27 protein-coding genes, 3 tRNA genes and 1 other annotated feature are annotated in these 25,518 nt (G+C 63.4%); of the genes, 14 read left to right on the forward strand and 16 right to left on the reverse strand.

Annotated elements, in window-relative coordinates:
* Positions 1-22: 22 nt before the first annotated feature.
* The 4 genes from GUY30_RS04860 to rarD all read right to left on the reverse strand — a co-directional run bounded on the left by GUY30_RS04860 (position 23) and on the right by rarD (position 3,191).
* Positions 23-766, reverse strand: a complete 744-nt coding sequence (locus tag GUY30_RS04860) for a hypothetical protein (protein WP_167194542.1) — start codon at positions 764-766, stop codon at positions 23-25.
* Positions 763-1,680, reverse strand: a complete 918-nt coding sequence (locus GUY30_RS04865) for an ABC transporter ATP-binding protein (RefSeq protein WP_167194544.1) — start codon at positions 1,678-1,680, stop codon at positions 763-765. The genes GUY30_RS04860 and GUY30_RS04865 overlap by 4 nt, the downstream gene beginning before the upstream one ends.
* A 3-nt stretch (positions 1,681-1,683) precedes the next feature.
* The gene (locus GUY30_RS04870) at positions 1,684-2,085 is read right to left on the reverse strand and encodes a GntR family transcriptional regulator (RefSeq protein ID WP_208091516.1); all 402 of its coding nucleotides are present in this window, start codon (positions 2,083-2,085) and stop codon (positions 1,684-1,686) included.
* Positions 2,086-2,276: 191 nt separating this feature from the next.
* A complete protein-coding gene (gene rarD, locus GUY30_RS04875) occupies positions 2,277-3,191 on the reverse strand; it encodes an EamA family transporter RarD (protein WP_167194546.1) in 915 nt (304 codons plus the stop codon).
* A 180-nt stretch (positions 3,192-3,371) separates the two neighbouring features.
* Here rarD and GUY30_RS04880 point away from each other — a divergent pair, with 180 nt between their 5' ends.
* Positions 3,372-4,790 (forward strand): FAD-dependent oxidoreductase, encoded by a 1,419-nt coding sequence (locus tag GUY30_RS04880; RefSeq protein WP_167194548.1) that lies wholly within the window; start codon positions 3,372-3,374, stop codon positions 4,788-4,790.
* A gap of 203 nt (positions 4,791-4,993) precedes the next feature.
* A complete protein-coding gene (locus tag GUY30_RS04885) occupies positions 4,994-5,920 on the forward strand; it encodes a GTP pyrophosphokinase (RefSeq protein ID WP_167194550.1) in 927 nt (308 codons plus the stop codon).
* A 95-nt stretch (positions 5,921-6,015) separates the two neighbouring features.
* Here GUY30_RS04885 and GUY30_RS04890 read toward each other — a convergent pair whose 3' ends face one another.
* A complete protein-coding gene (locus tag GUY30_RS04890; protein WP_167194552.1) occupies positions 6,016-6,507 on the reverse strand; it encodes a YajQ family cyclic di-GMP-binding protein in 492 nt (163 codons plus the stop codon).
* A gap of 160 nt (positions 6,508-6,667) precedes the next feature.
* On the opposite strand from GUY30_RS04890, the gene GUY30_RS04895 reads away from it, so the two are divergent.
* Positions 6,668-6,749 (forward strand) — tRNA-Tyr (locus tag GUY30_RS04895).
* A gap of 300 nt (positions 6,750-7,049) precedes the next feature.
* Positions 7,050-7,580, forward strand: a complete 531-nt coding sequence (locus GUY30_RS04900; RefSeq protein ID WP_167194555.1) for a DnaJ family domain-containing protein — start codon at positions 7,050-7,052, stop codon at positions 7,578-7,580.
* Here GUY30_RS04900 and GUY30_RS04905 read toward each other — a convergent pair.
* The 3 genes from GUY30_RS04905 to GUY30_RS04915 all read right to left on the reverse strand — a co-directional run bounded on the left by GUY30_RS04905 (position 7,495) and on the right by GUY30_RS04915 (position 11,399).
* On the reverse strand, positions 7,495-8,874 hold the full coding sequence (locus GUY30_RS04905) for an acyltransferase family protein (RefSeq protein WP_167194558.1): 1,380 nt from the start codon (positions 8,872-8,874) through the stop codon (positions 7,495-7,497). The genes GUY30_RS04900 and GUY30_RS04905 overlap by 86 nt on opposite strands.
* Before the next feature lie 65 nt (positions 8,875-8,939).
* Entirely contained in the window at positions 8,940-10,154 is a 1,215-nt protein-coding gene (locus tag GUY30_RS04910) for a M20 metallopeptidase family protein (RefSeq protein WP_167194561.1), read from the reverse strand.
* Between the two features lie 72 nt (positions 10,155-10,226).
* Positions 10,227-11,399: a hypothetical protein gene (locus GUY30_RS04915; RefSeq protein ID WP_167194564.1), complete on the reverse strand. Its 1,173-nt coding sequence runs from the start codon at positions 11,397-11,399 to the stop codon at positions 10,227-10,229.
* A 149-nt stretch (positions 11,400-11,548) separates the two neighbouring features.
* Between GUY30_RS04915 and GUY30_RS04920 the strand changes: the two genes are divergently transcribed.
* The 3 genes from GUY30_RS04920 (at position 11,549) to GUY30_RS04930 (ending at position 12,657) form a co-directional block, all read left to right on the forward strand.
* Positions 11,549-12,349 carry a glycerophosphodiester phosphodiesterase gene (locus tag GUY30_RS04920; RefSeq protein WP_167194567.1) on the forward strand — a complete coding sequence of 267 codons (801 nt, stop codon included), beginning with the start codon at positions 11,549-11,551 and terminating at the stop codon, positions 12,347-12,349.
* Positions 12,350-12,483: 134 nt separating this feature from the next.
* A tRNA-Thr gene (locus tag GUY30_RS04925) sits at positions 12,484-12,556 on the forward strand.
* 27 nt (positions 12,557-12,583) lie between these two features.
* A tRNA-Met gene (locus GUY30_RS04930) sits at positions 12,584-12,657 on the forward strand.
* 74 nt (positions 12,658-12,731) lie between these two features.
* Here GUY30_RS04930 and GUY30_RS04935 read toward each other — a convergent pair.
* The 5 genes from GUY30_RS04935 to GUY30_RS04955 all read right to left on the reverse strand — a co-directional run bounded on the left by GUY30_RS04935 (position 12,732) and on the right by GUY30_RS04955 (position 15,407).
* On the reverse strand, positions 12,732-13,367 hold the full coding sequence (locus GUY30_RS04935; protein ID WP_167194569.1) for a site-specific integrase: 636 nt from the start codon (positions 13,365-13,367) through the stop codon (positions 12,732-12,734).
* Positions 13,368-13,447: 80 nt separating this feature from the next.
* The gene (locus GUY30_RS04940) at positions 13,448-13,654 is read right to left on the reverse strand and encodes an integrase core domain-containing protein (RefSeq protein WP_167194571.1); all 207 of its coding nucleotides are present in this window, start codon (positions 13,652-13,654) and stop codon (positions 13,448-13,450) included.
* Positions 13,639-14,394, reverse strand: coding sequence for an IS3 family transposase (locus GUY30_RS04945; protein WP_167194573.1), 756 nt, complete (start codon positions 14,392-14,394; stop codon positions 13,639-13,641). Before GUY30_RS04945 ends, GUY30_RS04940 begins: the two co-directional genes overlap by 16 nt.
* Positions 14,302-14,430 (reverse strand) — a sequence feature (AL1L pseudoknot). It overlaps the preceding gene by 93 nt.
* Positions 14,391-14,696 carry a transposase gene (locus GUY30_RS04950; RefSeq protein ID WP_167194575.1) on the reverse strand — a complete coding sequence of 102 codons (306 nt, stop codon included), beginning with the start codon at positions 14,694-14,696 and terminating at the stop codon, positions 14,391-14,393. Its footprint overlaps the feature before it by 40 nt. The genes GUY30_RS04945 and GUY30_RS04950 overlap by 4 nt, the downstream gene beginning before the upstream one ends.
* A gap of 222 nt (positions 14,697-14,918) precedes the next feature.
* Positions 14,919-15,407, reverse strand: coding sequence for an FBP domain-containing protein (locus GUY30_RS04955; RefSeq protein ID WP_167194577.1), 489 nt, complete (start codon positions 15,405-15,407; stop codon positions 14,919-14,921).
* 403 nt (positions 15,408-15,810) lie between these two features.
* On the opposite strand from GUY30_RS04955, the gene GUY30_RS04960 reads away from it, so the two are divergent.
* From GUY30_RS04960 to GUY30_RS04990, 7 genes are all read left to right on the forward strand, one after another.
* Positions 15,811-16,203 (forward strand): hypothetical protein, encoded by a 393-nt coding sequence (locus tag GUY30_RS04960; protein WP_167194578.1) that lies wholly within the window; start codon positions 15,811-15,813, stop codon positions 16,201-16,203.
* A 500-nt stretch (positions 16,204-16,703) separates the two neighbouring features.
* A complete protein-coding gene (locus GUY30_RS04965; RefSeq protein WP_167200713.1) occupies positions 16,704-17,894 on the forward strand; it encodes a M20 metallopeptidase family protein in 1,191 nt (396 codons plus the stop codon).
* Between the two features lie 117 nt (positions 17,895-18,011).
* On the forward strand, positions 18,012-18,971 hold the full coding sequence (locus tag GUY30_RS04970) for a prenyltransferase/squalene oxidase repeat-containing protein (protein ID WP_167194581.1): 960 nt from the start codon (positions 18,012-18,014) through the stop codon (positions 18,969-18,971).
* A 93-nt stretch (positions 18,972-19,064) separates the two neighbouring features.
* Positions 19,065-20,012, forward strand: a complete 948-nt coding sequence (locus tag GUY30_RS04975) for an intradiol ring-cleavage dioxygenase (protein WP_167194584.1) — start codon at positions 19,065-19,067, stop codon at positions 20,010-20,012.
* Between the two features lie 24 nt (positions 20,013-20,036).
* Positions 20,037-20,210 carry a twin-arginine translocase TatA/TatE family subunit gene (gene tatA, locus GUY30_RS04980; RefSeq protein ID WP_167194588.1) on the forward strand — a complete coding sequence of 58 codons (174 nt, stop codon included), beginning with the start codon at positions 20,037-20,039 and terminating at the stop codon, positions 20,208-20,210.
* Positions 20,207-21,034, forward strand: a complete 828-nt coding sequence (tatC, locus tag GUY30_RS04985) for a twin-arginine translocase subunit TatC (RefSeq protein ID WP_228281697.1) — start codon at positions 20,207-20,209, stop codon at positions 21,032-21,034. Before tatA ends, tatC begins: the two co-directional genes overlap by 4 nt.
* The gene (locus GUY30_RS04990; RefSeq protein WP_167194592.1) at positions 21,022-21,528 is read left to right on the forward strand and encodes a twin-arginine translocase TatA/TatE family subunit; all 507 of its coding nucleotides are present in this window, start codon (positions 21,022-21,024) and stop codon (positions 21,526-21,528) included. The genes tatC and GUY30_RS04990 overlap by 13 nt, the downstream gene beginning before the upstream one ends.
* Here the strand turns inward: GUY30_RS04990 and GUY30_RS04995 are convergent.
* The 3 genes from GUY30_RS04995 to GUY30_RS05005 all read right to left on the reverse strand — a co-directional run bounded on the left by GUY30_RS04995 (position 21,501) and on the right by GUY30_RS05005 (position 25,500).
* The gene (locus GUY30_RS04995; protein WP_167194595.1) at positions 21,501-22,082 is read right to left on the reverse strand and encodes a hypothetical protein; all 582 of its coding nucleotides are present in this window, start codon (positions 22,080-22,082) and stop codon (positions 21,501-21,503) included. The genes GUY30_RS04990 and GUY30_RS04995 overlap by 28 nt on opposite strands.
* Positions 22,083-22,378: 296 nt before the next feature.
* Positions 22,379-23,635 (reverse strand): serine hydrolase domain-containing protein, encoded by a 1,257-nt coding sequence (locus GUY30_RS05000; protein ID WP_228281698.1) that lies wholly within the window; start codon positions 23,633-23,635, stop codon positions 22,379-22,381.
* 143 nt (positions 23,636-23,778) lie between these two features.
* Positions 23,779-25,500, reverse strand: a complete 1,722-nt coding sequence (locus GUY30_RS05005; RefSeq protein WP_167194598.1) for a biotin carboxylase — start codon at positions 25,498-25,500, stop codon at positions 23,779-23,781.
* Positions 25,501-25,518 lie beyond the last annotated feature (18 nt).

The following is a 25,518-nucleotide window of genomic DNA, read 5'->3' on the forward strand; positions in this document are numbered from 1 at the left end:
CCTCGGCGAGGGCAACTGCGGACTACGTCGTCAGGCGACGCACGGTGAGGTACGAGCCCAGGGCGAAGACCACGCTCAGGCTCAGCGCCCACAGCGCGAGTCCGACCGCCTGTGCGTCGACGAGTGCCGCCCACACCTCCGGCCAGGCCCGATTGACGTTGACCCACGCGGCTCCGGCCAGCAGCGCCAAGGCGATGGCGATGAGGGAGATCGTGAGGATGAGGGCGCCGAATCGTTTGTAGACGATCGCAAACCAGAAGCCGAGGATGAAGCACAGCATCGTGAGTACGAAGTAGACGAATCCGGCGCCGAGTGGTCCGTGCTCCCACACCCACGGCAGATAGGCGAAGTAGCCGTTGATGCCGTAGCCGTCGGTGCCCTGTTCGATGAGGCCCAGGGCGACGAAGACGGCGGAGATGCCGACAGCGCTGATCGCGGCGGCGAGCAGAGAGCCGAGGCAGAACTCTCTGCGGGTGAGGCTCATGGCCTGTGAGAAGTAGAAGGTGAGATTCACCGCTTGGGCTCCGACGACGGCGAAATACCACAGCGGGGCCTGCGAGCCTCCGCTGTACATCGGACCGTCCACGCCCGCGGAGGCGATGATCCAGTGGATGATGAGAGTGATGAGCCAGGCCCCGACGAGGATGAGGAGAGGCACCCAGACGAAGGTCTGCGTGTTCGTGAACTGCAGGCGGACGACGCCGAGGATGCGGCTCTTCGGACGCGAGGTGCGGGCTTCGGGCGGGCGGTCGATGATGGCGGTCATGATTGCAGACTCCTTGAGTCGGTCTCCGCTGCCGACGGATCGGCGAGGTCCGCCTGAGTGCTGCGGACGACGAGCTGCTGCAGGGAGACGGGTGTGAGGTCGAGGTTGGCGTCGGCGACGAGTTCTCGGTCGGCATTGCTGAGGTGGCCGAGCATCGTCACCGAGGCGACTCGGCCGAGTGATTCGCGGTGGATGACCTCGCGACCGGCGACGAGCCGATTGATCGCGTCGGCATCCCCGACGACGTTGACCGCACGACTGCGGACCTCCTCGGTGGTCTCATCCATGATGATCCGGCCGCGGTCGATGACGATGACCTTCTCGATGAGATCGGCGACTTCGTCGATGAGGTGGCTCGAGAGCACGATGGTGCGCGGAAACTCGGCGTAGTCGGTGATGAGCCGGTCGTAGAAGGTCTGCCGGGCCACGGCGTCGAAGCCGAGGTAGGGCTCATCGAAGAACGTGATCTCGGCTCGGGAGGCGAGGCCGATGATGACGCCGACGGCCGACTGCTGACCGCGGGAGAGCTTCTTGATCGGCGTCTTCAGCGGCAGAGCGAAGTCGTCGACGAGCTGGTCGGCGAATTCCTGATCCCAATGCGGGAAGAAGAGACGGGCGTTGGCCAGAGCGTGCCGGGCATTGGAGTCGTCCGCGTACTTCTGGCTCTCGCGGACGAAGCACATGCGATTGAGCACGCGGGCGTTCTCATACGGATCCTCCCCGAAGACCTCGACGTCGCCGTTGGTCGCGAAATTCTGGGCGGTGAGGATGGACATCAGGGTGGTCTTGCCGGCGCCGTTGCGTCCGAGCAGTCCGTAGATCGAGTCCTCGGAGATGCTCAAGCTGACATCATCGAGAGCGGTGGCGGTCTTGTACGTCTTGGTGAGGTGGCGGACCTCGACGACGGAGTTCATGGGTCATCCCTTCGCTGCGGTCGGATCGATTGCGGTGGTCAGGTGGAGTTCTCGGGAGCGCTCTTCGATGAGCGCGATCACGTCCTTCGACCCCAGACCGAGGCGGTTGGCCTCGTTGAGCAGGGGACTGATGAAGTTCTCGGAGAACGTGGTGCGGTGTTCGTTGATGAGCAGAGCGCGGGCGCCCTCGGTGACGAACATCCCGATGCCGCGGCGCTTCTCCAACACGCCCTTGTCGACGAGCCGGTTGATGCCCTTGGCTGCGGTGGCCGGATTGATCGAGTAGAAGGACGCGAGCTCGTTCGTCGATGGTGCTCGGGAGAGCTCGGGCAGGGTGCCGTTGAGGATCGAGTCCTCGACCTTCTCGGCGATCTGAGTGAACAGGGGTTTGGCGTCGTCGATCACTGTCGGCTCCATGTGAGTTGGTTAGTTACTTAACTAATGAACCATGGTGCCGAGGGTGGTGTCAAGACCCGGAGACAATCCGAGCCGGCAATCCCCTGAATTACTACCTGACGGCGGCTCAGCAACCTCGCGCGAGGTTGCTGAGCCGCCGTCAGGTAGTAATGGAGGGGTGCTGCGGGGTCGGGGCAGGGTCAGGAGCGGCGTCGGCTGTGGCGGATCATGTCCGTGCACAGCAGGACCACGGCGATCCAGATGACAAAGAAGCCGACCCAGCGGGTCGTCGACATCATCTCGCCGAGCACCGTGACGCCGAGGGTGAATTGGATGGTCGGGGTGAGATATTGGAGCATGCCCACCCAGGACAGCGGGATGCGGCGGGCGGCGGCGCTGAAGAGGATGAGCGGGATCGCGGTGGCGGGCCCGGTGATGATGATGACGAAGACGTGCCAGCCGCCGAATCCGGAGAACGTCTGCAGCCCCAGCGAGCCGAGGACGATGAGGTAGATCGCCGAGGGAACGGCGAGGACGAGGCTTTCGACAGTCATGCCTTCGAGTGCGCCGACTCGGCTGCCGACCTTGTTCTTCACCAGTCCGTAGAGTCCGAACGACAGGGCGACGGTGAATGCGAGATAGGGGACGCGGCCGAGGCCGATGCCGACGATGATGACGGCGAGCAGGCCGAAGCCCACGGCAGTCCACTGCAGCGGGCGCAGCTTCTCGCCGAGGAAGATGACGCCGAGTCCGATGGAGATGAGCGGGTTGAGGTAGTAGCCCAGGGAGATCTCGACGAGTTGGTTGGTTTCGACCCCGTAGATGAATGTCGTCCAGTTGATGGCGATGAGTACGGATGCCAGAAGCAGGAGGCTGAAGAGCCGCGGTGAGCGCAGAATCTGCCAGGTGCGGAGGAATCCGCCGGTGAAGACGAGGAGGATGGCGCAGAAGCCCAGCGACCAGATGACTCGGTGGGAGACGAGTTCGAGGGCGCCGGTGGGGGCCGCGGCGGCGAAGAGCAACGGCATCACACCCCACAGCAGGTAGGCGGAGAATCCGTTGATCAGGCCGGCACGGCGGATTGCGCTCTCATCGGGGGCAGGGTTCTGGCTCACAAGCTTCAGTCTAATGAGGGCGGGCTGCTGGGGGAGGCGTCCGGGCCGCGGTGAGACGAAGCCAGGTGGAGGGCTGTCGTCTGGCCGGTCGAACGGCGGTGATGCGAGTTTGGTCACGTCATTGTAAGGATGACCTACATTGACGATAGACTCGGTGGGACTGAAAAGAGAGGTGTGAGAATGACTCGTCCCTTCCGGGTGGCCATCGTCGGCGCCGGTCCTGCTGGGATCTACGCGGCCGATCTCATGACGAAGGCGGAGCGTGATTTCGATCTGAGCATCGATCTCTTCGACCGTCTGCCGACTCCCTTCGGACTCGTCCGCTACGGAGTCGCCCCCGACCACCCGCGGATCAAGGGCATCATCAACGCCCTGATCAAGGTCCTCGACCGAGGCGACATCCGCCTGTTCTCCAACGTCGAGTACGGAGTCGACCTCCACCTCGAAGAGCTCACCGACCGCTATGACGCGGTGATCTTCTCCACCGGCTGCTTCGTCGATGCCGCACTCGATCTGCCAGGCATCGATCTTCCCGGATCCTATGGTGCCGCTGACTTCGTCAACTGGTACGACTCGCATCCTGACGTCTCGCAGTCCTGGCCGTTGGACGCCGAGCGCGTCGCCGTCATCGGCAACGGCAATGTCGCCCTCGACGTCGCCCGTGTGCTGGCGAAGCAGGCCGACGATATGCACACCACGGAGATCCCCGACCACGTGTATGAGGGGCTGAAGTCCTCGAAGGTCACCGACGTCCACATCTTCGGCCGCCGCGGACCCGCCCAGGCGAAGTTCACCCCGTTGGAGCTGCGTGAGCTCGGCGCCGTCAAGGACGTCGACCTCATCGTCTACCCGGAGGACTTCGAGTTCGACGAAGGGTCGATGCAGGCGATCGAGTCGAGCAACCAGACCAAACAGGTCGCGAAGACGCTCACGGACTTCACCATGCGCGAACCCACCGGAGCGAAGCGACGCCTCCACCTGCACTTCCTGCACGCACCGGTCGCCATCCTCGGCGAGGACCAGGTGACGGGGCTGCGCACCGAACGCATGGAACTCGACGGCTCCGGCGGTGTCAACGGCACAGGCAGCTTCCACGACTGGGAGCTCGATGCCGTCTACCGTGCCGTCGGCTATGCGGGCACTCAGCTGCCGCAGCTGCCCTTCGACGATCGCAAGCGCGTGATCCCGAACCACGAGGGTCGCGTCGTCGACTCCGATGATCAGACCGCGGCCGCCGAAGCCGATGTCGTTCAGGGCGTGTACACCACCGGGTGGATCAAGCGCGGACCCGTCGGCCTCATCGGCCACACGAAGGGCGATGCGCTCGAGACCATCGGCCACATCCTCGACGACCGTGCCGCCGGGGTGCTCACCGATCCGGTGTACCCGGACGAATCGGCCATCGTCGAACTCCTCGAATCCAAGGGCGTCGACTTCGTCGATTGGGAGGGCTACCACCGCGTCGAATCGGCCGAGAAGGCCGCCGGCGAGGTCGAAGGCCGTGAGCGGATCAAGCTCGCCACCCGTGAGGCGATGCTCGCCGAGGCGCGCGGACACGTCACCGCCGAATCCGTCGGTCAACCGTCCGCCGGCAGCTGAGACTCCGGCGCCACCGCACGCCCGCCTGAGCGTTACAACGCCCCGGCAGTGACTTCTCCTCCCGTTGCACAGGGAGGACGAGTCGCTGCCGGGGCGTTCTGCATCTACCGCGTAGAGTCAGACTGTGCGGACCGGTGCGTCTCAGGCGCCGGCACGCTCAGGACGTCCATGAGAATCCACCGTCGGCAGGCAGGGGAGAGCGCGTGAAAAGCGAATCGCTGCTCAAAACGATCGTCGAACGTGCCTATGTCGAACGCCTCGACGCCTGGCAGCTGGCGGCTGCGCGGATCAAGCACTGGCTGACCGAACAGCAGAAGGGGCTGCTCAAGGACAAGGACATCTCCCGCCTCGACGTCGACGGCCATCGGATCAAGGACGCGGCACGGACCCTGGCGAAGCTGACCGAGAAGATCGAAGACGATCCGCTGCTGACGATCACCACCACCGAGGATGTCGAAGACCAGATCCGCGATATCGTCGGCATCAAAGTGCTGTGCAAATCACCGCGCGACCAGTCGATGATGTTCGCCGCACTCCGCGATCCCGACCAACTCGGACCCTTCGAACTCATCGAGTGGAAGGACTACACAGACCCGCCGAAGGCCAGCGGCTACCGCGCCTGCCATGTCATCCTGCGTATTCCTTCCGATCAGGGGGCGCCGGTCTTCGCCGAGATCCAGGTCAAGACCCGACTCCAGGATGCGTGGAGCGAATTGACCCATGAGGACATGTACAAGCCCGGCGCGGCGATGAAGCCGAGCAAGCTGCACGGCGAATTCGCCCGCGCCATGGCGAACATGCTCGCCACCGTCGATGACATGGCCGATACTCTGGCCGTCGAACTCACCGCGCTGACGAACCCGGAGCCCGTCGTCGAGATCGACGAACTGCGAGAGCAGGATTCGGGCATCGACGTCCGGGTCCGCGCGACCGGTCCGAAGTACGCGCTCGCCGTCGACGGTTCGGGACGGCAGGGACTCATCCCCGCCTTCGCGATCCGCCGTCTCAGCGGTCAGAAGGGCACCATCAAGGTCAACGACTTCATCCACCTCGACGATCGCCTCCGGGTCAGTGTCGAGGAGGACTCGAAAGGTCTGTACTACATTCCGCTCGAGCTCCCCGAACACTGACCGGCCTCTTTCGGGTCACAGCGTTACGGGCGAATACGACACCGGCCCGGTCCGCGCTCAGCAGTGCGGACCGGGCCGGCATGGGGCGATGGTGATCAGCGGTAGTTCGTGAACTGCAGGTCGACGTCGAGGTCCTGTCCCTTGAGCAGGGCGATGACTTCCTGCAGGTCATCACGCTTCTTCGAGCTCACGCGCAATTCGTCGCCCTGGATCTGGGCTTTGACGCCCTTGGGGCCCTCGTCGCGGATGATCTTCGAGATCTTCTTCGCATTGTCCTTGTCGATGCCCTCTTTGAGGGATGCATCGATGCGGTACTCCTTGCCGGAGGGGTACGGTTCGCCGTCCTCGAGGGACTTCAGCGAGATTCCGCGCTTGACCAGCTTCGACTGGAAGACGTCGAGAATGGCCTTGACCCGGTCCTCGCTGTTGGCTTTCAGCTGCACGGCTTCGCCGCTCCAGGCGATCGACGCATCGGTGCCGCGGAAGTCATAGCGGGAATTGATCTCCTTCGCGGCCTGGTTGAGTGCGTTGTCGGCCTCCTGCCGGTCGACCTTACTGACGATGTCGAATGAGGATTCGCTGGCCATGAATGCTCCTTTGTCTGCGATCGTTGATGCCCTTTGGAAACGGGCGTGGCTGTTGCCCCCGAGTCTAGTCGAGGCTCCGAACTGTGATCTGCGTCTACCGAGTTGGTGATTCGGGTCCGAGCCTTGTATTCTTTTCAGGTGCTCATCGAGCGCCACCTGCGGCAGATTGCCCGAGCGGCCAAAGGGAGCTGACTGTAAATCAGCCGGCATTGCCTTCATAGGTTCGAATCCTATATCTGCCACGCAGAAGGAAGCGGTCCCGCGACTTGTGGAAACACAGGACGCGGGGCCGCTTTCAGTTTCCCTGCACCAAGTGCGTCAGAAGAATAGGTCGCATTCGGACTCTTGAGCAGAAACATAGGTCAGCATCGGACATTTCCGGCGCCGAAAAGTATCCGATGCTGACCTGAATCTGGGCCGTGGGCGATTGCGTCGAAGTCCTTGCGGACCGCATGCCGGTGCGCCTACCGTGTGAGGACACGAGACCGCAGCGTTGGGCCGAAACGCCGGGCTTCGGACAAGACTGCGGGAGGAGCGAACCGATGAGCGATGACACGGACGACGCGCAGTCGCCTCGGCGTCTGAATTCACTCGAGGACCGAAACGCTGTCGTCGAATCCGCTCTCGACCGAGCCGTCAAGCGCGGTGATTTCGATGATCTGCCGGGCCTGGGCAAGCCGTTGACCGGGTTGCACAGCTCATCTGATCCTGATTGGTGGATCAAGCAGAAGATGGATTCCGAAGGCATCAACGGCGTCGCTCCGGCGGCGTTTCAGCTGCGCAAGGAGAACGCCGTCCTCGAAGACACCGTCGACGCCTTCTCCACCGAGTCCGAGGTCCGCGACTACCTCGCCGGCTTCAATGCCCGGGTGCGGGAGGCCGTGATGGATCTGCGCAACGGCCCGCCCGTGTTCACTCCGCCCCGCGACGTGGAGAAGGAGATCGTCGCATGGAGGCTGCGGCGGAATTCGCAGAAGAACGACACGGTCACCGAGGCGGAACCGGGGGACCAGCTGGCTGATCCGAGGTCGGTGGGTTCGCCTCGGCGATGGTGGCATCGTTTCCGTCGCTGATCCGGGATCGAGCGGTGGCGCTGTCTTGGGTGAGGTTGACCACGATCGTGGTGCACACCAGGCCGAGGATAGCCAGCGGCAGGTCGAGTCCGTAGCTCGAGATCGCCAGGGATTGGAAGACGAACAGGGCCACGGCGGTGACGGTGACGGCATCGGAGGGCCACCTCGGGGAGAGGACCGGGCGCGGGCTCTCCCAGCGTTTCGTGGTCGTTGAGATCGCCCATACGACGAGCAGGACGGCGATAACGAAGACCGGACGGGTCAGCCACCAGGCTCCTGTGCCGGGATCGGGCATCGGCAGCCACAGCAGCTGGATTCCGGTGAGCAGGACGATGGCCGGCACGTGCCATAGGTAGACGGACATGAGTCGCCTGCCGAGGAAGAACACGATGGCCTGTGCGAAGCGGCGGTCCATGATCGCTGTCAGCGGTCGGTTGAGCAGGGTCAGCAGGGCGGCTTGGATGACGGCAAGGACGGCCAGCGGCAGGGTCGGCGGCCATTGGTTCGTGAGCATGGACGCCGAGTATTCGCCGAGGATGACGAGCAGTCCCAGACAGGCGAATCCGGCGACGATCATGACGAGGTTCCACCAGCGGAGACGGGAGAACCAGCCGTCGCGCAGGCAGAAGCCGATCTGCTGGGCGAAGAGCCAGACGAAGGCGACGTTGGGCAGACCGAAGAGTTCGTCACCGACCCCATAGCCGTCGGCGGGGATCCGCTCGAGCCCGAGGCCCTGGATGCCGACGACCAAGCGGACGACATCGACGAAGAAGGCTCCGGCGAAGAGGACGACGAGGGCCAGCCACGGATTGCGTTCATGCCAGCGGATCATCCACGGTGCCAGCGCCTGGGCGAGGGCGTATGCGGCGAGGAACCACAGCACGGAACCGACAGGGACGGCGATGGCGTCGGCCAATTCGGGATCCACGCCGAGAATCTGGACGAAGGTGAGAGCAGCAGTGAGGACGATGAAGAGCGGCAGGGCCGGAAGCGCGAGGCGCCGCAGGCGGGTGCGGACGAAGGTCGAAGCCGATTCGCCGCGACGTTGGGCTGATTCCCAGCCGACCTTGGCCGCGAATCCGCCGACGACGAAGAACATCGGCATGATCTCGGCGATCCAGGTGGCCGGGGCGAACCAGCGCTCGCCCGAGACCGGGTTGATGATGAAAGGTGAGCCGTCCGGGTTGCGGCCGACCCCGACGAGCAGGAGGTGGACGAACACGACGACGAGCACACAGACGACGCGGGCGAGGTCGAGGGTGAGGTCACGGTGGCGGGGGATCGAGGTGGTCACAGTGTCTACGGTAGGTGTGTTCGCGCCGTGGCTGGTGGCGACGATGTGTCAGATCAGTTGCACCGCTATGACGTTCGCGTCGCCTTCGCCAGTCGTTCGATCGCGAGGTGAGCAAGAAGCGCCGCCTGATCGCCGAGCACCGAATCGTCGAAGATGACGAAGGGGGAGTGGTTGTTGCCCTGGCGCTCTGCTGGAACGTCCGTGCGCTCGGCGCCGAACATGAGATACGTGCCCGGCACCGCGGCTAAGCCGAAGGAGAAGTCCTCACTCGGCATGATCGGCTGTTCGAGGAGCTTCACCCGATCCTCGCCGAGGAGGACGCGGAGTTCTTCCATGGCCCATGCGGTTTCGTCATCGTCGTTGACCGTGACCGGGTACTGGGCATCGAAGTCCACTTCGGCGCTGCATCCATGGGCGGCGGCGATGCCGTCGGCGAGCTGCTTCGAGCGGGTGCGGACGATGTCGAGTGATGCGTCCGACAGCGTGCGCACAGTCGCACCCAAGGTCGCCGAGGCGGGGATGACGTTGATCGCGTCCGAGGCGCTCAACTGGGTCACGGACAGCGCGATGGGGTCGAAGACGTCGATGCGGCGGCTGACCATATTCTGCAGGGCAGTGACGAGTTCGGCCAGCACCGGCACCGGATCGACGGCGGTCTGCGGTTGGGACCCGTGACCGCCGCGTCGGTGGATCGTCACCCGCAGTGTGTTCGAACCCGCTTGGAGGGTGCCCGGCCGGGTGGCGACCACGCCGCGCGGACCCGGGAGCACATGCGCCCCGAATGCAGCGATCACCCGCGTCCCGGCTGCGTCGAGCACGCCTTCGTCGATCATCACCGACGCCCCGTTCCAGCCCTCTTCCCCGGGCTGGAACATGAAGACGATGTCCCCGGCAAGTCGGTCGCGTCGGGCGTGAAGGAGCCGTGCGGCTCCGACGAGTCCGGCTGTGTGCAGGTCGTGGCCGCAGGCGTGCATGTATCCGTTCGTCGAGGCGAAGGGCTCATCCGTCTCCTCTGTCACGGGAAGGGCGTCCATGTCTCCGCGCAGCAGCACCGCTGGAGCGTCGGCCGGCCTGTTCGGATGCGTTCCGCGCAGAACGGCGATCACCGAGGTGGTGTCCTCACCCGTGGTCAGCTCGAGGTCGAGGCCGGACAGGGCGGCCAGAACCGCCGCCTGCGTGCGGGGCAGGTCGAGACCGATCTCCGGGTCCGCATGGAGGGAACGCCGCAGGTCCTGGAGCTCAGGGAGCAGGGTCTGTCCTTGTGCGATGAGATCGTGCATGGGGTCCTTTCGTATGAGAGCTCGGGGTGCGCCGAGAGCCTCGAACTGACGGGGATTGGAGCCGGTCAAAGATCAGAGCATGCTGACGAGGACACTGGCGATGACGACAGACCCGGCGCTGACCGAGGTGAATCCGCCGACGAGCATCGGCGGCAGCATGACATTGAGCAGTGCTTCCTTTTCGTCGTCGTCACGGGCGATGGAACGTGCTACTTCGTTGGTGAGCAGATAGTCGGCAGGGAAGCCGTACATCGCCGTCAGAGCCACTGACACTCCCAGTCCGGACTTCCACCGCAGCAGCTTGGTGGCGACGAATCCGCCGAGGACGATGCCCGAGCCGCCGACGATGAGGATCGTGATGGTGGGGACGAATGCGTTGATGACGTCCTGCACCGAGGCGGTCACCAGCGGGGCCATGACGATGGCGATGACGCCGGCCATGGCGATGCCGAATGAGTTCGACCGTTCCATGGCCTTATCGGGGGACAATCCCACCGCAGTGGCGAGAATGCCGAGGATCAGGGCGAGGATCGACGACGGAATATGGGTGGGTACCGCCAGAAGTGTCGCTGCCGATCCGCCGACGAGAATGAGGAAGAGCATGAACAGCTGATTGTCGACGAGGAAGTCGGGAAGGTTGACGAGTTTCTTCTTCTTGGCTGCCTCCTCTTCCTCTTCGTTGTGGGCGCGAGCGAGTTCCTGAAGTTCTCCGCTGTCGCGCAGCTTCTTTGCATAGCGACGCAGAAAGTAGTTCGTCAACGGCATCGAGGGCAGTGACTGGAGCATCAGAACAAGCGCGGGAAGAACGATGATCGACGAGGCGGCACCGTGCGCCGTCAGCCCTTCCGTCGTCAAGCTGGTGGCGACGATGCCGCCGGCCAAGGGCCCGGAACCGGCCACGAAGGTTTCGAAACCGAAGAGCGGGGCCACGACAGCCAGGATGAGCAGCACCGCCACGAGCATGCCCGAGACTGCGATGATGACCGAACGCCATTGTTTGAGCATCACGCGCAGGGGGATGAGTGACCCCATATGGAAGAGCAGCGGCGCGACGAGGAACGAGTAGGCCTGAAGCAGCAGGGAGTCATCGATGACGGTTTCTGGGACTACGCCGATCTTGGCGAAGATGAAGATCCCGAGCATCGCAACCAGAAGGCTGGGGACACGCGCCTTCGACCAGATCGAGACCAGCTCACCGAGCGCGATGAAGGCGAGGACGATAGCGGCAGCGTAGATAGCTTCCATGGTGTGCCCTTCGAGTTGGGAGTGTGATGCTTCCCACAACCTATCCGTTCAGAATCGGTCTGTGGGGGATTCGACCGGAGTTTCCGATAGTTGGGACTTCTGACGTCGTGCAGGCAGTGGAATGAGGGCCCAGGGCATAGGCTGAAGCCATGAGTTTTCTGCAGTTCCTCCACGATCGGGGCATCGTCGAGCGCCCTGGATCCGGAAGTCGCCCACTGGTGATCGCGCACCGCGGCTATTCGGCTGTTGTGCCCGAGAACAGCCTCGCCGCGGTCGACGCGGCGCGTGCTCTGGGGGTCGACTTCATCGAGGTCGACACCTCGACCAGCGCCGACGGTGTTCCCGTGATCCTCCACGATCCGGATCTGGACCGAACCACGAATCGCAGAGGTCCCGTCGTCAATCTCACCGCCGAAGAGCTGTCGTTCGTCGACGCCGGTTCGTGGATGGGCCCCGGATTCAACGGAGTGCGCATCCCGACCCTGTCGGCCGTGATGAGGGATATTCAGCACCGAGGCGGGGAACTCCTCCTTGAGCTCAAAGGGGAGTGGTCATCGGGTGCGGTGGCGAGGATCTCCGAACTGGTGGTCGAAACCGGGATTGCCGACCGGATGATCGTCCAGTCGTTCAACATCGGGACGCTGGAGACCTGTCGGGACTTGCTGCCGATGGTCGCTCGCTTCCTTCTGCGCATGGTTCCCAAGCCCGAGGACATCGAGGTCGCTCGCGAACTCGGGGCGGTGGCGATCAATCCTTCGTACAAGGGATTCTCGATGCGCAAATCGGTCGTCACAGAGATCATGGACAACGACCTCGGCGTTTTCGTCTGGACTGCCGATGAGATGAACGAATGGCGGGAACTCCTCGGTGCCGAGGTCGATGGGATCATCACGAACCATCCGGGTCGACTGCAGGGATTCCTGGCCGGGCGATTCGACCCGGTGAAATAGATGCTTTCGCTAATGGCACCGATGCGGGGTAGGGATCGGTGGGCGTTTTCGTCTCCGATTCCAGGGCGTGTGAGTGACGTCACTGAAGTCCGATTTGCCCAGAGCGAGCGAACCCGTGTAAATTCTTACCTGTTGCCCCGATAGCTCAGTCGGCAGAGCATCTCCATGGTAAGGAGAAGGTCAAGGGTTCGATTCCCTTTCGGGGCTCTCGTGCCGCCTAGAATGCGGTGCTGGGGCGGGGTAGCTCAGCTGGTTAGAGCGCACGACTCATAATCGTGAGGTCGGGGGATCGAGTCCCCCTCCCGCTACCGATAAGCCCCTCACCAGGGATTGAGTCCCGGTGAGGGGCTATTTTTCTGCCCGATTCCCGACATCTATGCGGTTACGATGCGCTTTGAAACCATTCGTCGAGCACCCCAACCACGCCCTGCGGCCCAATATTGAGCTTCTGCACATAGTGCTTCGCAGTCACTCCCACCTCCGAATGCCCGAGCTGCTGAGACGCATTGTCGAGGCCGTCCGAACTGTATATCGTCGTCGCGACGGTCTTGCGGATCGTCTTCGGCGTCACCCAATCTAGTTCCGCGATTTTCCGCACTTGCCGGAAGTGAACACGGTACGCCGACGGGTTCCGCCACGTCCCCACCTCGTACGCGAACACTGCCTCCGATTCGGGAAGGAACTCGCGCTCCGCGGCCTTCCTCCGCAACGCCTCCGCCGCAATCGACGGGAGGTAGAGGGTCCGTTTCGAGGTCTCCGACTTCGGCGCCGGTTTCCAAACCACGCCTTGGCCATTCGCCTGTGTTACGGTGCCCATGACTGACACTGTCGGCACTTCCGCGTCGAGGTCGATGTCCTGCCATCGAATGCCGAGCAGTTCGCCGGTGCGAACGCCGGTGCCGAGCATGACGTCGATACTGTCGAGGATGTCGCGCCGGTACGGCCTGAATGACTTATGTGGGGTCGCCTCCCACTGTCGGGCCGCATTGCGCAGCGCTACCACCTCAGCTTGAGTCATGGCTCGCACCTGCCCCGCCTTCGGCTTAATTGGGGAGATGTCAAGCCCCGGGTTTCGTAGAGGCTCCTATTCTTGGTTTCCTAAGCAGCCGCGGGTTCTGTCCCGGACTGGTTGATCCATTCGGAATGGACCTCGACGGGCGGTCGGTAGTTAATCGCTGAATGCAACCTGGACTGGTTGTACCAAGCCACCCACTTCGACGTCTCCGCCATCACCTCGATCAACCCCGACCACCCCTTCCGGTCGATGAGTTCGGCCTTGTAGACCGAGTTCAGCGCCTCGGCCATGGCGTTGTCGTACGAATCCCACGCGACCCCACCGACGCCACGACCTCGGATTCCGCCAGGGTCTCGCCATAGCGAATCGATCGGAATTGCACTCCGCGATCCGAGTGGTGCACCAGCCCGGAAACGTCTTCACCGGCCCGATATTTCGCAGCGAGAGCCATCGTCAGAGCGTCCCTGGCCAGGGACTCCCGCATGTGGTTCGTCACCTGCCAGCCGACGATTTCCCTGTGGAAGACACCGAGGATGAACGTCGTGTATACCCACCCAGCTTGCGTGGGCACATAGGAGGGGGTACCTCCCGCTTGCGGGGGAATGTCCGCGACCCATAGACAATTGGGTGCCGGTGCTGCGAACTCACGCTCGACAAGATCATCCGGACACTCCTCAGCCCTAGCCGAAGCCGTCTTCGGGCGCTTCCTCCTGCGTCGAATACCGTCGATGCCTAACTGGCGCATCAACCGCTCCACCGTGCAGCGGGCCACCGGGCCGAACTGATCGGCGTACTCGCGGTTGATCGCCTTCCACATCTTCCGCACCCCGTAACACGAGTAGTTCGCCTCATAGACATCCTGGATGACGACCATCAGCGCCTGGTCTCGGCGGGCCCTGGCCGATGGTTCGCGTTTCTTGAACGCGTAATACGAGCTCACAGCAATCCGTGCCGCAGTCCCGGACAGGGCGCGTACGATTGGCTCGACTCCGAACTCGTGACGATTGTCGTCGATGAAGACGACAATCACTTCGATGGGCGGTCGAGCTCCGCCGCGAAGAAAGCCGACGCTCTCTTCAAGATCTCGTTGGCCCGCTTCGCTTCAGCCAACTCCGCCCGCAGCCGACGGTTCTCCGCTTCCAAATCGACTGGCTCAGTCGGTGTGGCCTTGCCGGAGTCTTTGTGCTTACGGACCCAGACTCGCAGGGTCTCTTTGCTCAGACCGAGCTCGCCGGCGACACGGGTGATTGCCCCGTCCGCCGTCTCCGGATCGGCCTGAGCATGAATGATGAGTTCGACGGCGCGAGCCTTGAGTTCGTCGGTATATTTCACTGGCAAGAGAGAATCTCCCTCTTCCAATCTCCCTGCCTCTATTATCCCCGGGGCGACTCATCGCGGTCACACCACACTGCGGCACAGGTGCTCATGCTGGGCTCATCGTTGAGGGCATGGCAATAGGGTAGCGGATGCAATGTAGGCCCCCACCGTGGTTACGGCGGGGGCCTACGTTGTTTCATGGTGGGATCGCCGTGGCTTGACGGGCCCGAGTGGGGACTACTTTTCGCCTAGCACTCTCTTGACGAAGCTGGTGGCACGCTCGTTCAGTTTGTCGACGCGCATTGACACATGGGCTTCGAAGTCATTGTGACCTTCGACTGCGCGAGGAGGATTCCTGACGATCTCGGAGCACTCGAAATTGCCGTGAATGAGAGTCCCGAGCGAATTGCCGTTTCGTCCCGAAGGCCCGGCCTTCTTCGCTGTGAACATCCGGACGCCGGTGGTCTCGTGCAAGTCCTCGCACCAACTGCACATCGCTTGGGACTTCGCCATGGGCACTGTCCTGAGCATCAGTCCGCGTGGGACGTCGTCTACGGGGACGACAATGTAGGCCCGTTGAGGAATTTTCGCATCAGCCCAGCCAAAGTAGTCGAGCTCCGCCCACCCGATCTCAGTGAGATTGGGCGGCAGTGTGATCTTTTCCACTTCGCGGCGAGAGGTGTTGATAAAGGACTTCTTAATCTGTGTGGCATTGAGTTGCTGCATGAGGGGCTTTCTCTGATTTCAGCAGTTGCCTGAAGGTGAATAGCCGTGAAGCCGGTGCAGTTTAGCCTTCGCGTAAGCTTGCGGGCAGCTCTTTGAGGGTGCTGGCGGGCTTTGTTCGCACCGAGCATGACCGGTGAACGCGAGTGGCTAACTGAGAATGGTTAGCTTTGCAATCAGCTACGGCAACAGGGAATGGGTAGAAGCTAGGTCGACTGTGTTTAGGCACAAGCCACCTATCACCCGACCGGCTGTGAAAGCGGGGTTCGGGTGATTCTAGGGCAGCAGGACTAGAAGCAGGCCACGAAGGCCACCATTCCCTTCTTCCTGAGATTCCAGGTGGTTCGGCGATAGTTTCCGAGTTTGACTATATCCAAGTCCGCGTCACTGGTTCAACACGGTTCTGTTGCGTACTGCTGGCGTCGATGCTTTCGGTGGGAAATCGGTGCTAGCTCAGTTCGCGTGCGCTCGTGTCCGGTTCGGCCTTTGGCTGTGGGTGGAGTACGGCGGATGCAGAATAGAACACAAGATCGAATATGAGGACTATGTCACAGCCACCTGGCGGTACTGGCAGAAGATCCGCAACGAAGCTGGCGCCCGCGGCTCCTTCCGGGGACGGCCACCGCTACAGGTGCGCGCCCGTGTCTTGTTCGAGCGGGACGGTGAAGTGTGGCTCGAAGGCACCGCCACGCGGCTCGGCTTCGATGGCGCGATCTTCGTCGAGCTCCACGACCGGCGGGTCCAGACGATAGGGGTATGGTTGCGATCGGATGATGTGTGGTGGGAGGGGAAGTCATGATCTAGCTTGAAGCTGAGTACGCCCGTTGTGATTTTCGTTCGCATGTATAAAACTACAAGCAGCGCGCAATGCGGCTGGCGGCGAGTTCGGAACGTCAATTGGAACTACTATTTACAGTCCTGAGATGTTCGGCGCGGTTGCCGAAGAGGACTCGGAGTAATCGAATGATCGTTGGCTCCTGCTTCTCGGCGAGTCATGCGCTTACGATGCGCTTTACGGCGAAGTCGGGTATCCCAGCAGCCACACGGAACTCGCCTCAAGACGGGTTATCACACCAGGTCACACGGTCATTTCATACGCTTTCATCGTCTTTCATATCCTCCCGGGTTTCGATTAGATTAGAATCGTGAGGTCGGGGGATCGAGTCCCCCTCCCGCTACCGATCAACTCCCTCATCAGGATGACGAATCCGATGGGGGAGTTTCTGTATTCGCGAACTCCTCGAGACGGTATTGCGCGACTCATTCCGGCCGTGCCAGTCTTGCCGAGTGAAGCACACAATGACTCTCGATTTCACCAGCGAAGCCCACGCACTTGCCGATGATCTGCGCGAACTGCGCCGCGACCTGCACCGGGACCCCGAAATAGGACTCGATCTGCCGAAGACCCAACGTCGGATCCTCGACGCCCTGGAAGGTCTGCCGCTTGAGATCACGCTCGGTCAGGAGCTCAGCTCGATCATCGCCGTCCTGCGCGGAGCGCACCCCGGCCCGACGGTGCTCCTGCGCGGGGACATGGACGCTCTGCCCGTCAACGAGGCGACCGGACTCGACTTCGCGTCGACGAATGGGAACATGCATGCCTGCGGGCATGATCTCCACGTTTCCGGACTCGTCGGAGCCGCGAAGCTGCTGTCCGCTCATCAGTCCGAGCTGAAGGGCACGGTGGCCTTCATGTTCCGGCCCGGCGAGGAGGGGATGGGCGGTGCGAAGATCATGCTCGAAGAAGGAATGTTCGACACCATCGGCCAGAAGCCCGATGCGGCTTACGCGATCCATGTGGCACCGGGGGTGCCGGGAACCTTCGTCACCAGACCGGGCACGATCATGGCCGGAGCGAATACTCTGCACGTGACGATGCACGGCAGCGGAGGTCACAGCTCGCGACCGGAAGATGCGGTCGACCCGGTGCGTCCGATTCTCGAACTCGGACAGGCGCTGCAATCGATGGTCACCGGATCATTCAGCGTCTTCGACCCCATCGTCGCCCAGGTGACGCAGTTGGAAGCGGGGGAGGCCGTCAATGTCATCCCCGCCTCGGCGAAGCTCGGAGCTTCTGTGCGCACGCTCTCCCACGAGTCGACGCGTAGGTTCCCCGAGCGCGCCACACAGTTGGCGGAGTCGATTGCGGCCGCACACGGATGCACGGCCGAGGTGGTGTGGACCGAGCAGTATCCCGTCACGGTCAACGACTGCGGCGAAGCCGACTTCGCCCTGAGAGTTCTGGCCGATCGTTTCGGGGCCGAGCTGGCCGTGCAGGTGCCGGACCCGCTCATGGGTTCCGAGGACTTCTCCTTCGTGCTCGAGCAGGTGCCCGGTGCTTTCATGTTCTTCTTCGTGACGCCCGAAGGCATCGATCCGGCCTCGGCGGCGACGAATCACTCGCCGGAAGTTCAGTTCGACGATGCGCACCTGCCCGACCAGGCTGCGGCGCTTGCAACCCTGGCCTGGGAGCGGTCACTGCGCGGATGAGCACCGCAAGGCCGACGACAGCTGGTGAAATCCCACTTCGACGGACAGGGGTATGGTCTTCGCGCGATTCGGCGCCTACTCTCGAAGTGACTGTTCGACCGAATTGGGAGATCAACGATGATCAGCACAGAACTGTCCGACTGGCTCCTCGACTCGGACCCGGCCCTGCGCTGGCAGGTCGAACGCGACCTGCTCGGAGCAGAGGAGACGACCTGGCAGGAGACCCGCGCACGCGTGGAACACGAAGGCTTCGGCGCAGAGCTGCTGGCCCAGCAAGACCCGGACGGACAATGGGCAGGCGGGGCCTTCTTCCCCTCCGACTTCGCATTCGATGACGACGGATCACAGCCGTGGACTGCGACGACGTGGGCTCTGAAGGACCTGCGCGAGTGGGGACTGACCGCCTCGGCGTTGGAGGGAACGGCAGAGAAACTCGAATCCGCACGCTGGGAATACGAGAATCTGCCGTACTGGGGCGGGGAAGTCGATGTCTGCATCAATTCCTGGCCGCTGTCGAACGGCCTGTGGCTCGGTGCCGATGTCGACGGCATCGTCGACTGGTTCCTGAGCCACCAGCAGCCCGACGGCGGATGGAACTGCGAATGGGTCGAAGGTTCGAAGGTCTCGTCGTTCCACTCCACCCTCAACGCCCTCGTCGCGCTGCTCGACTATCAGCTGGCTGCGGGCGACGCCGCACGTGTGCAGCAGGCCCGAGCCAGGGGAGAGGAGTACCTGCTGTCGCGGGACCTGTTCCGCACGCGCAGCACCGGTGAACCTTTCGACGGTCGTGCCCTCGCTCTCTTCCACCCCCGCCGCTGGTTCTACGGAATCCTGCCCGCACTCGACTACTTCCGCGAAGCGACGAGCGCGGACGGAACCGGCCCGGACCCGCGGATGGAAGAAGCGGTCGGGATGATCCGAGCCAGACGCTCCGACCACGGCACCTGGACTCAGGACCATCGCCTCGACGGCGACGTCTGGTTCCACGTCGACGCCCTGGTCGGCGAACCGTCGAGATGGGTGACTCTGCAGGCCCAGCGGGTCCTCGACTGGTGGGATGGGACACAGCCGGTCTGAGCTTCCACAGTTGCCGCCCAGGAACGCCACAGTCCCGCGCCAGAGCCGATATCCACGATGGTGTCATCCACATCATCGAAGGAAGGACAGCTCATGGCTCGCGTACCCGAACCGGACCAGACCCCCAACGGACCCGCCTACGAAGGACGGCTCCTCGATCGACCTGATGAGGAGGTCGTCGACCAGGGCGCCCCGTTCGACATCCGCACCCTCTTCAGCCGACGTGGAGTCCTCGGGCTCGTCGGCGCCGGGGTCGGCACAATGGCTTTGGCCGCCCGCACCTCCGGGGCCTCGGGAACGACGAACGCGAGCTCAAACAGCAGCGGATCGATCACCGAGATCCCCGATGAGACGGCCGGCCCGTACCCGGCGGACGGATCGAACGGACCTGACATCCTCGAAGACTCCGGAATCGTGCGCTCAGACATCCGCTCGAACATCGACGGGACCGACACCGTCGACGGGGTGCCCCTGACCTTCACCCTCACAGTCACCGACATGGCCAATGACAACGCGGCCTTCGACGGTGCCGCCGTCTACGCCTGGCACTGCGACGCTCAAGGCCGCTACTCGATGTACTCCGACGGCGTCGAGGACGCCACATGGCTGCGCGGTGTCCAAGTCGCCGATGAGAACGGCGAGGTCACCTTCACCTCTGTCTTCCCCGGCTGCTATTCCGGCCGGTGGACCCACATCCACTTCGAGGTCTACCCCGACGTCGACTCCATCACCGATGCCGACAACGCCATCGCCACCTCGCAGATGGCCCTGCCCGAAGACGCATGCAACGCCGTCTTCGCCCTCGAAGCCTACGACGGATCGGCGAAAAACCTTGCGGCCATCAGCCTCGACGACGACAACGTCTTCGGCGACGACGGAGGAGAACACCAACTCGCCACGATCAGCGGCGACACCGACTCCGGGTACACCGCCACGCTCGACGTCCCCGTCGACACCGACACCGAACCGACCGGAGGCGCTGCCCCGGGAGGCGGAGGTGAAGGACAAGCTCCACCCGACGGCGCTCCCGAAAAGCCCTGACAACTCAGCGAAAGGCCGACCATCATGCTGCACAACCTCACGGGCTGGCACGCCCTCGTCATCCTCGCCATCGTCATCCTCGTCTTCGGCGCAGCCAAGCTGCCTGCGCTCGCCAGGAGCCTCGGTCAGTCCGTGCGCATTCTCAAAGACGAGTCGACCGACAAGCGGTCGGGTGATGAAACGGAACCGCACCCATGAGCGCCGCCGCCGCGGAGAAGATGCCGTTGTCCGCGCACCTCCGGGAGGCGCGGACACGGGCGGTACGCGCGGCGGTGGCGCTGCTCTTCGGCACGCTGATCGGCTATCTCACCTCGGATTTCGTCATGGACGTCCTCCGTGCCCCGATCACCGAACTCGCCGAGTCCCGCAGCGCTTCGCTCAACTTCGACAGCGTCACCGGGGCCTTCGATCTGCAGCTGCGCATCGCTGTGTACTCCGGAATCATCTTCGCCGGCCCGGTCTGGCTCGGGGAGATCTTCGGATTCCTCACCCCCGGACTGACGGCGAAGGAGAAGAAGGTGACATTCGGCTTCCTCGGCGCTGCACTGCCCCTCTTCGCAGCCGGCTGTCTCACCGGTCTCTACGTCTTCCCACGGATGGTCGAGGTGCTCACCTCCTTCGCTGCGAGCGAAGACAGCACCATCCTGCAGGCGTCCTACTACTTCGACTTCGTGTTCAAGATCGTCATCGCCACCGGCATCGCGTTCGTCCTCCCGGTCTTCCTCGTCGTCCTCAACTTCATCGGCTTGCTCTCTGCGCGGTCGATCGCGAGGGCCTGGCGAGTGAGCATCGTGGGCATCGTGGTCTTCGCCGCACTGATCACCCCGGCCGCCGACGTGCTCTTCATGTTCGTCGTCGCGGGCCCGATGGCGCTGCTCTTCCTCGCCGCGCTCGCCATCGCGAGTATCCACGACCGAGTCCGAGGCCACGACCGGTCGATCGTAGATCCGCCCTCGGATGAGGGACAGCCCGGTCGATTGCAGACAAGACTCAAGGAAAGGACTCGGACATGTTCGGCCTGAGCTTCGAGAAGATGCTCCTCATCGGCATCATCGCCGCCATCGTCATCGGTCCACAGCGGATGCCGCACTACGCGCAGAAGCTCGGCGAGCTCGTCCGCCTGTTCCGCGCCCAGGTCGACACGGCGCGGACTCGAACTGCCGAATCGATCGGTACCGAGGAATGGCGTGCGCTTGATCCTCGTCAGTATGATCCGCGCCGGATCATCCGAGAGGCCCTGGACGAACCGAGCCCGGACCGGAGTTCGGAGGCAGCCGACGCGGGGTCGGCCGTGCGCTTCGAGCCGATCGCGGAGGGGGAGAATCGACCACTCGCCGAGGCGGCCGGCAGCTATGTCATCTCCGGTTCGTCCGGACATCCGCGGAGACGAATCGTCGCCCGCACGGACGAAAGCCGTACGGGCGACGATGAGCGCGCAGTCGAACACTCGGGAACGGATCGGTGGCCGCGGTGGGGCCGCCTCGGTGATCAGTCCTTGAAGTCGAAGTCTTCCTGATCGATGCCGGGGAACATGAGCTCGTACTTGACCATCTTCTCCTTGTGGTCGACGATCTTCACCGTTCCGTAATAGGTCTTCTCACCCTTGATTGCCTCTTTGTCCTTGACGGTGACATTGCATGTTTCGAAGCCGTACCACTCGGTGAGATCCATATCCGTCGCGCACTCGGCTTTCGTGACTGTGAAATCGAGCTTGTTCTCGAACAGGTCGACGAGATCGGCCTCGAGCGACGAAGCCGGCACGGTTCCATTGCCCTTCTTGTCGATCTTCATACCGTCATCGCTGGCCCAGTTCGTGGTCTTCGCCGCGTCCGCGTACGGGTCGGTCGACTTGGTGTCGGTGGGCTCCGCCTCGGCGGATTCAGCCGCTTCCGATTCGACGGCGCCGCCGCCGAATCCTCCCTTCTCCGTCTGCGCCGCTTCGGACTTCTCACCCCCGGCGGGCTTGTCCCCATCGGAGCCTCCGCAGGCAGTCAGAGACAGGGCAAGAGCGGTCCCAGCAGCGGCCGTCAGCAGACGGGGCATCCAGGTGGACCGGCGAATCGGGGTCATCGTGTTTCTCCTTCGCGCTCAGGCGATCACAAGCGTTGTCGATACACCACGATTCTGCCACGGCCCATTGCCGCAGACGCCGTTTCGGTGTGCAGATCCGGCGACACCTGTGACGATTCGGCCACATCCGGGCCGGGGACGACCGCGAATCGGGTAGGGAAGTGCGCATCACTCACTGCTCCTCGCGCATCCACCTGCTGCAACGGGAGGATGTGCGAGGAGCGAGTCGGGATGCTCGCGTACCTGTAGGAACAGACGCCGCCGGTACGAAGTGACTGCACCGGTGCGGGTTCCGCTTACTCAGCGGTGGGGGAGTTGACGGCCTTCGCGAGAGCTTCGAACGCGCGGATCGTCGGGAACAGCTTCGCCGCATCCTGCGGCAGCCCCCAGCTCGAGAGCTTGACGCCGAGGACGTCGGCACCAGGGTTCATGTAGATCATCTGCCCGTGGATGCCGAGGGCGAGGAAGGCATGGGAGTCGGGGAACGGGAACCAGAACTGGTTGTGATACGCCCCGCCCGGCATCCGATTGTCTCCGGGCCCATCGGCGAACGCCTGACGCACATCCTCGGAGGTGGTGAGCGTATCGCCGATCCACGTCGTCGGAGCCACCTGCTGTCCGGTCAGCGACTGACCGCGGTTGGTGTAGACGTAGCCGAACCGAGCGAGATCGCGCAGGGTCGTGTTGATGCCGCCGTCGAACATCCCGACCCCGTACTGGTCGGTGGCGATGACGGCATCCTGCTCGGCGCCGATCCGCGACCACAGCACGCGCGACATGAGCGACTGCATACGCTCGCCGGCGATCTTCTCGCACACCCAGCCGAGCACATCGGTCTCGCACGACCGGTATTCGAAGACCCCGCCGTGCTCGGACTTCGCCTCAAGAGTGGTGAGGAACTCGTACATGCCGATGCCCGGGTTCTCTCGCTTCGCCTCGGACCACCCGATCGACTCCTCGATCTGCCTGACCTCGGACTTCGGGTCGAGGTAGTCCTCGGAGAAGCGGATGCCCGAACGCATATCGAGGATGTGTCGCACGGTCGCCCCGGCGTAGCCGGAATCGGCGAGCTCGGGAACATAGTCGGTGATGAGACGGTTCGGATCGAGGTCGCCGGAACCGGCGAGGGCACCGGCGACGGTGCCGACAAGCGATTTCGACACGGACATGAGCAGATGTTCGGTCGCCGGGGTCATCTCCCCGAAGTACTCCTCGGTGAGCACGGTCCCGTTGTGCATGAACATCCACGCATCCGTGTCCGTGGATCCGATGACGCTGCGGACGCTGCGGGCTTCCGAATACTCCGTGGCCGGCACCTCGACCTCGCCGAGGTCCTGAAGGTCGACGGACAGCTCGGCCACGGGCCCGGTGCCACGCGAGATCGGCGTCGTCGGCAGAACTCGTGCGACGTTCTGGAATGACCAGCGCACATTGTCGGGATCCTGCCAGTTGTCCCGGTCGATCCCGGCCGCCGGATCGACGGGTGCCGATGGGGTCACGATCTGGTCGGCTGGGGGAGTTGCCGCGGTCTGCTCCGGTGACGGTTCGATCACACTTCTCCTCTGAATCTTTTGTCGGTCGGTCTGCGGATCTCATCCGCACGACGGCAGGGCGGTGCCGCCTCGGCGTCGTTTGAGATTATCACCGACGCGGCCCTGCCCAACGTACGAGCCGCACTGTGCACACGGGGTGCGGGTCAGTCGCCCTTGGCTCCGGGCCCGCCCAGAGCCGGCGACGGATCGTCGGAGACGACTGGAACTCCGGCATACATCGCCCGGATCGAATCGATGAAGTGCTTGGCGCGGATGCTCAGCGCATCGGGTCCGCCGACCTTCGTCTGCAGCGGATTCTTCGTCACCAGCACTCCGAGATCCGCACCCTTCCACCGGTAGTCCCCGGCACCGAAGACGCGCAGGAAGAACACCTCGCTGCCGTTCTGCAGAGGGTGCCAGTCCAGGGCCGCACGTTTGTACGTCAGCGTCCCGTACTGATCGAGATAGTACTGACCGGTCAGCGGCGAATGCGTGATGTACTCGGTGATCGGAGCCGTCTCCTTGATGACCATCTGGCTCCACTCGTCGGCGCCGGAGAGCTCCTCCCACCGCTCGTTGATCTCCTGGACGTCGAGGTCGAATTCGACGTCGAGGTATTCGAGCAGGTGGAACAGGAACAGCGGCACATCGGCATACGCACCTGCGGTGACGTTCGTGATCGCCGAAGCGCCGGAGATGCGCGGGTTGAGCTCACCGAGGTAGCAGTCGTCGTTGTCGAGATCGACGAGGACATCGACTTCGAAGAATCCGCGGTAGCCGCGCTTGCGCAGTCCCTCACCCATCCGACGCACGAGCTCGCGGGTCTGCGCCCGCTGCTCGGCATTGAGCACATCGGGCTTCATCTCGTTGCCGCACCAGCCGCCCTTGTACGGGGTGAGCTCGGCGAAGCCGGCCAACTCCGTGAGATACGGACCGACGACGACTCCGCTGGACGTGATCACTGCCTCGACGGCGACCGGGGTGTTGTCGATCCGCTTCATCACCTTCAGCTGCTCGCCGATGATGTCGTCCTTATGGGCCTCCCAACCGGAGGCATCGGAGATGAAGAACGTCGTCTTCCCCGAATCTCCATAAGGGGTCTGCACGACGAGATCGGTGCCCAGTCCCGCCTCGGCGGACCGCTCATTGAGCTCTTCATAGGTGTCGGCGGTGGTGAGCACATTCGGCACCGAGAACGCTCCGGCCTCGTTGCCGAGCTTCGTCGTTTCGATTTTCGAATCGAGCTGATTGCGCAGCGCAGCCGAGGGCAGGATGAGGTCGTAGCCGAGCTCCCGGCAGATCCGCTCCGTCTCCTCGTCGAAGAAGACCATGGCCACCTTGACCCGCTCACCATGGGGGACGTTGCGCGTCATATGCGCCCGCACCTCGGCGTTGAGGAGCAGCCAGTTGTTGATCGCCTCACCCGATTCGAACTCGACGTAGGGCTTGTAGCGTGGGGAGAAGACGCGGGGATGCCCGCCGTCCCAGCCGTCGTAATAGGTGATGTACGAGAAATTGCGCACCCACCGGTCGAGACCCAACAGGTTGAACGGGGTGGCGCCGACGAAGTAGATCGGGGTCTGATTAGTGCGGAAGAAGTGCCGGACCTCGGAGACGTTGCGCAGTGGGCGGCGCAACTGGACCCTGTCGGCTTCCTTGCCGGCATAGGCGGCGTCGGTGGCCACAGCCACCTCGATCTGCGGTGGGGCGTCGGCAGCCGCCGGCGCCGGTCCGGAACCGGCCGCTGCGGCCGATGGTGCGGCTGGGGTGCCGGGACCGGGCGTGCGCGGTGAGGGGACCGCGACAGCGTCTTTGACTCGTGCGCCGGGACTCGCCGTCGGTGCCTCGCGGCTCTGCGGGTCAGCGCTGGGGGATCCGTTCGTCATCGCACTACTCCTTACCGA

Source organism: Brevibacterium pigmentatum (genome assembly GCF_011617465.1).
In the GTDB taxonomy this organism is placed as follows: domain Bacteria; phylum Actinomycetota; class Actinomycetes; order Actinomycetales; family Brevibacteriaceae; genus Brevibacterium; species Brevibacterium pigmentatum.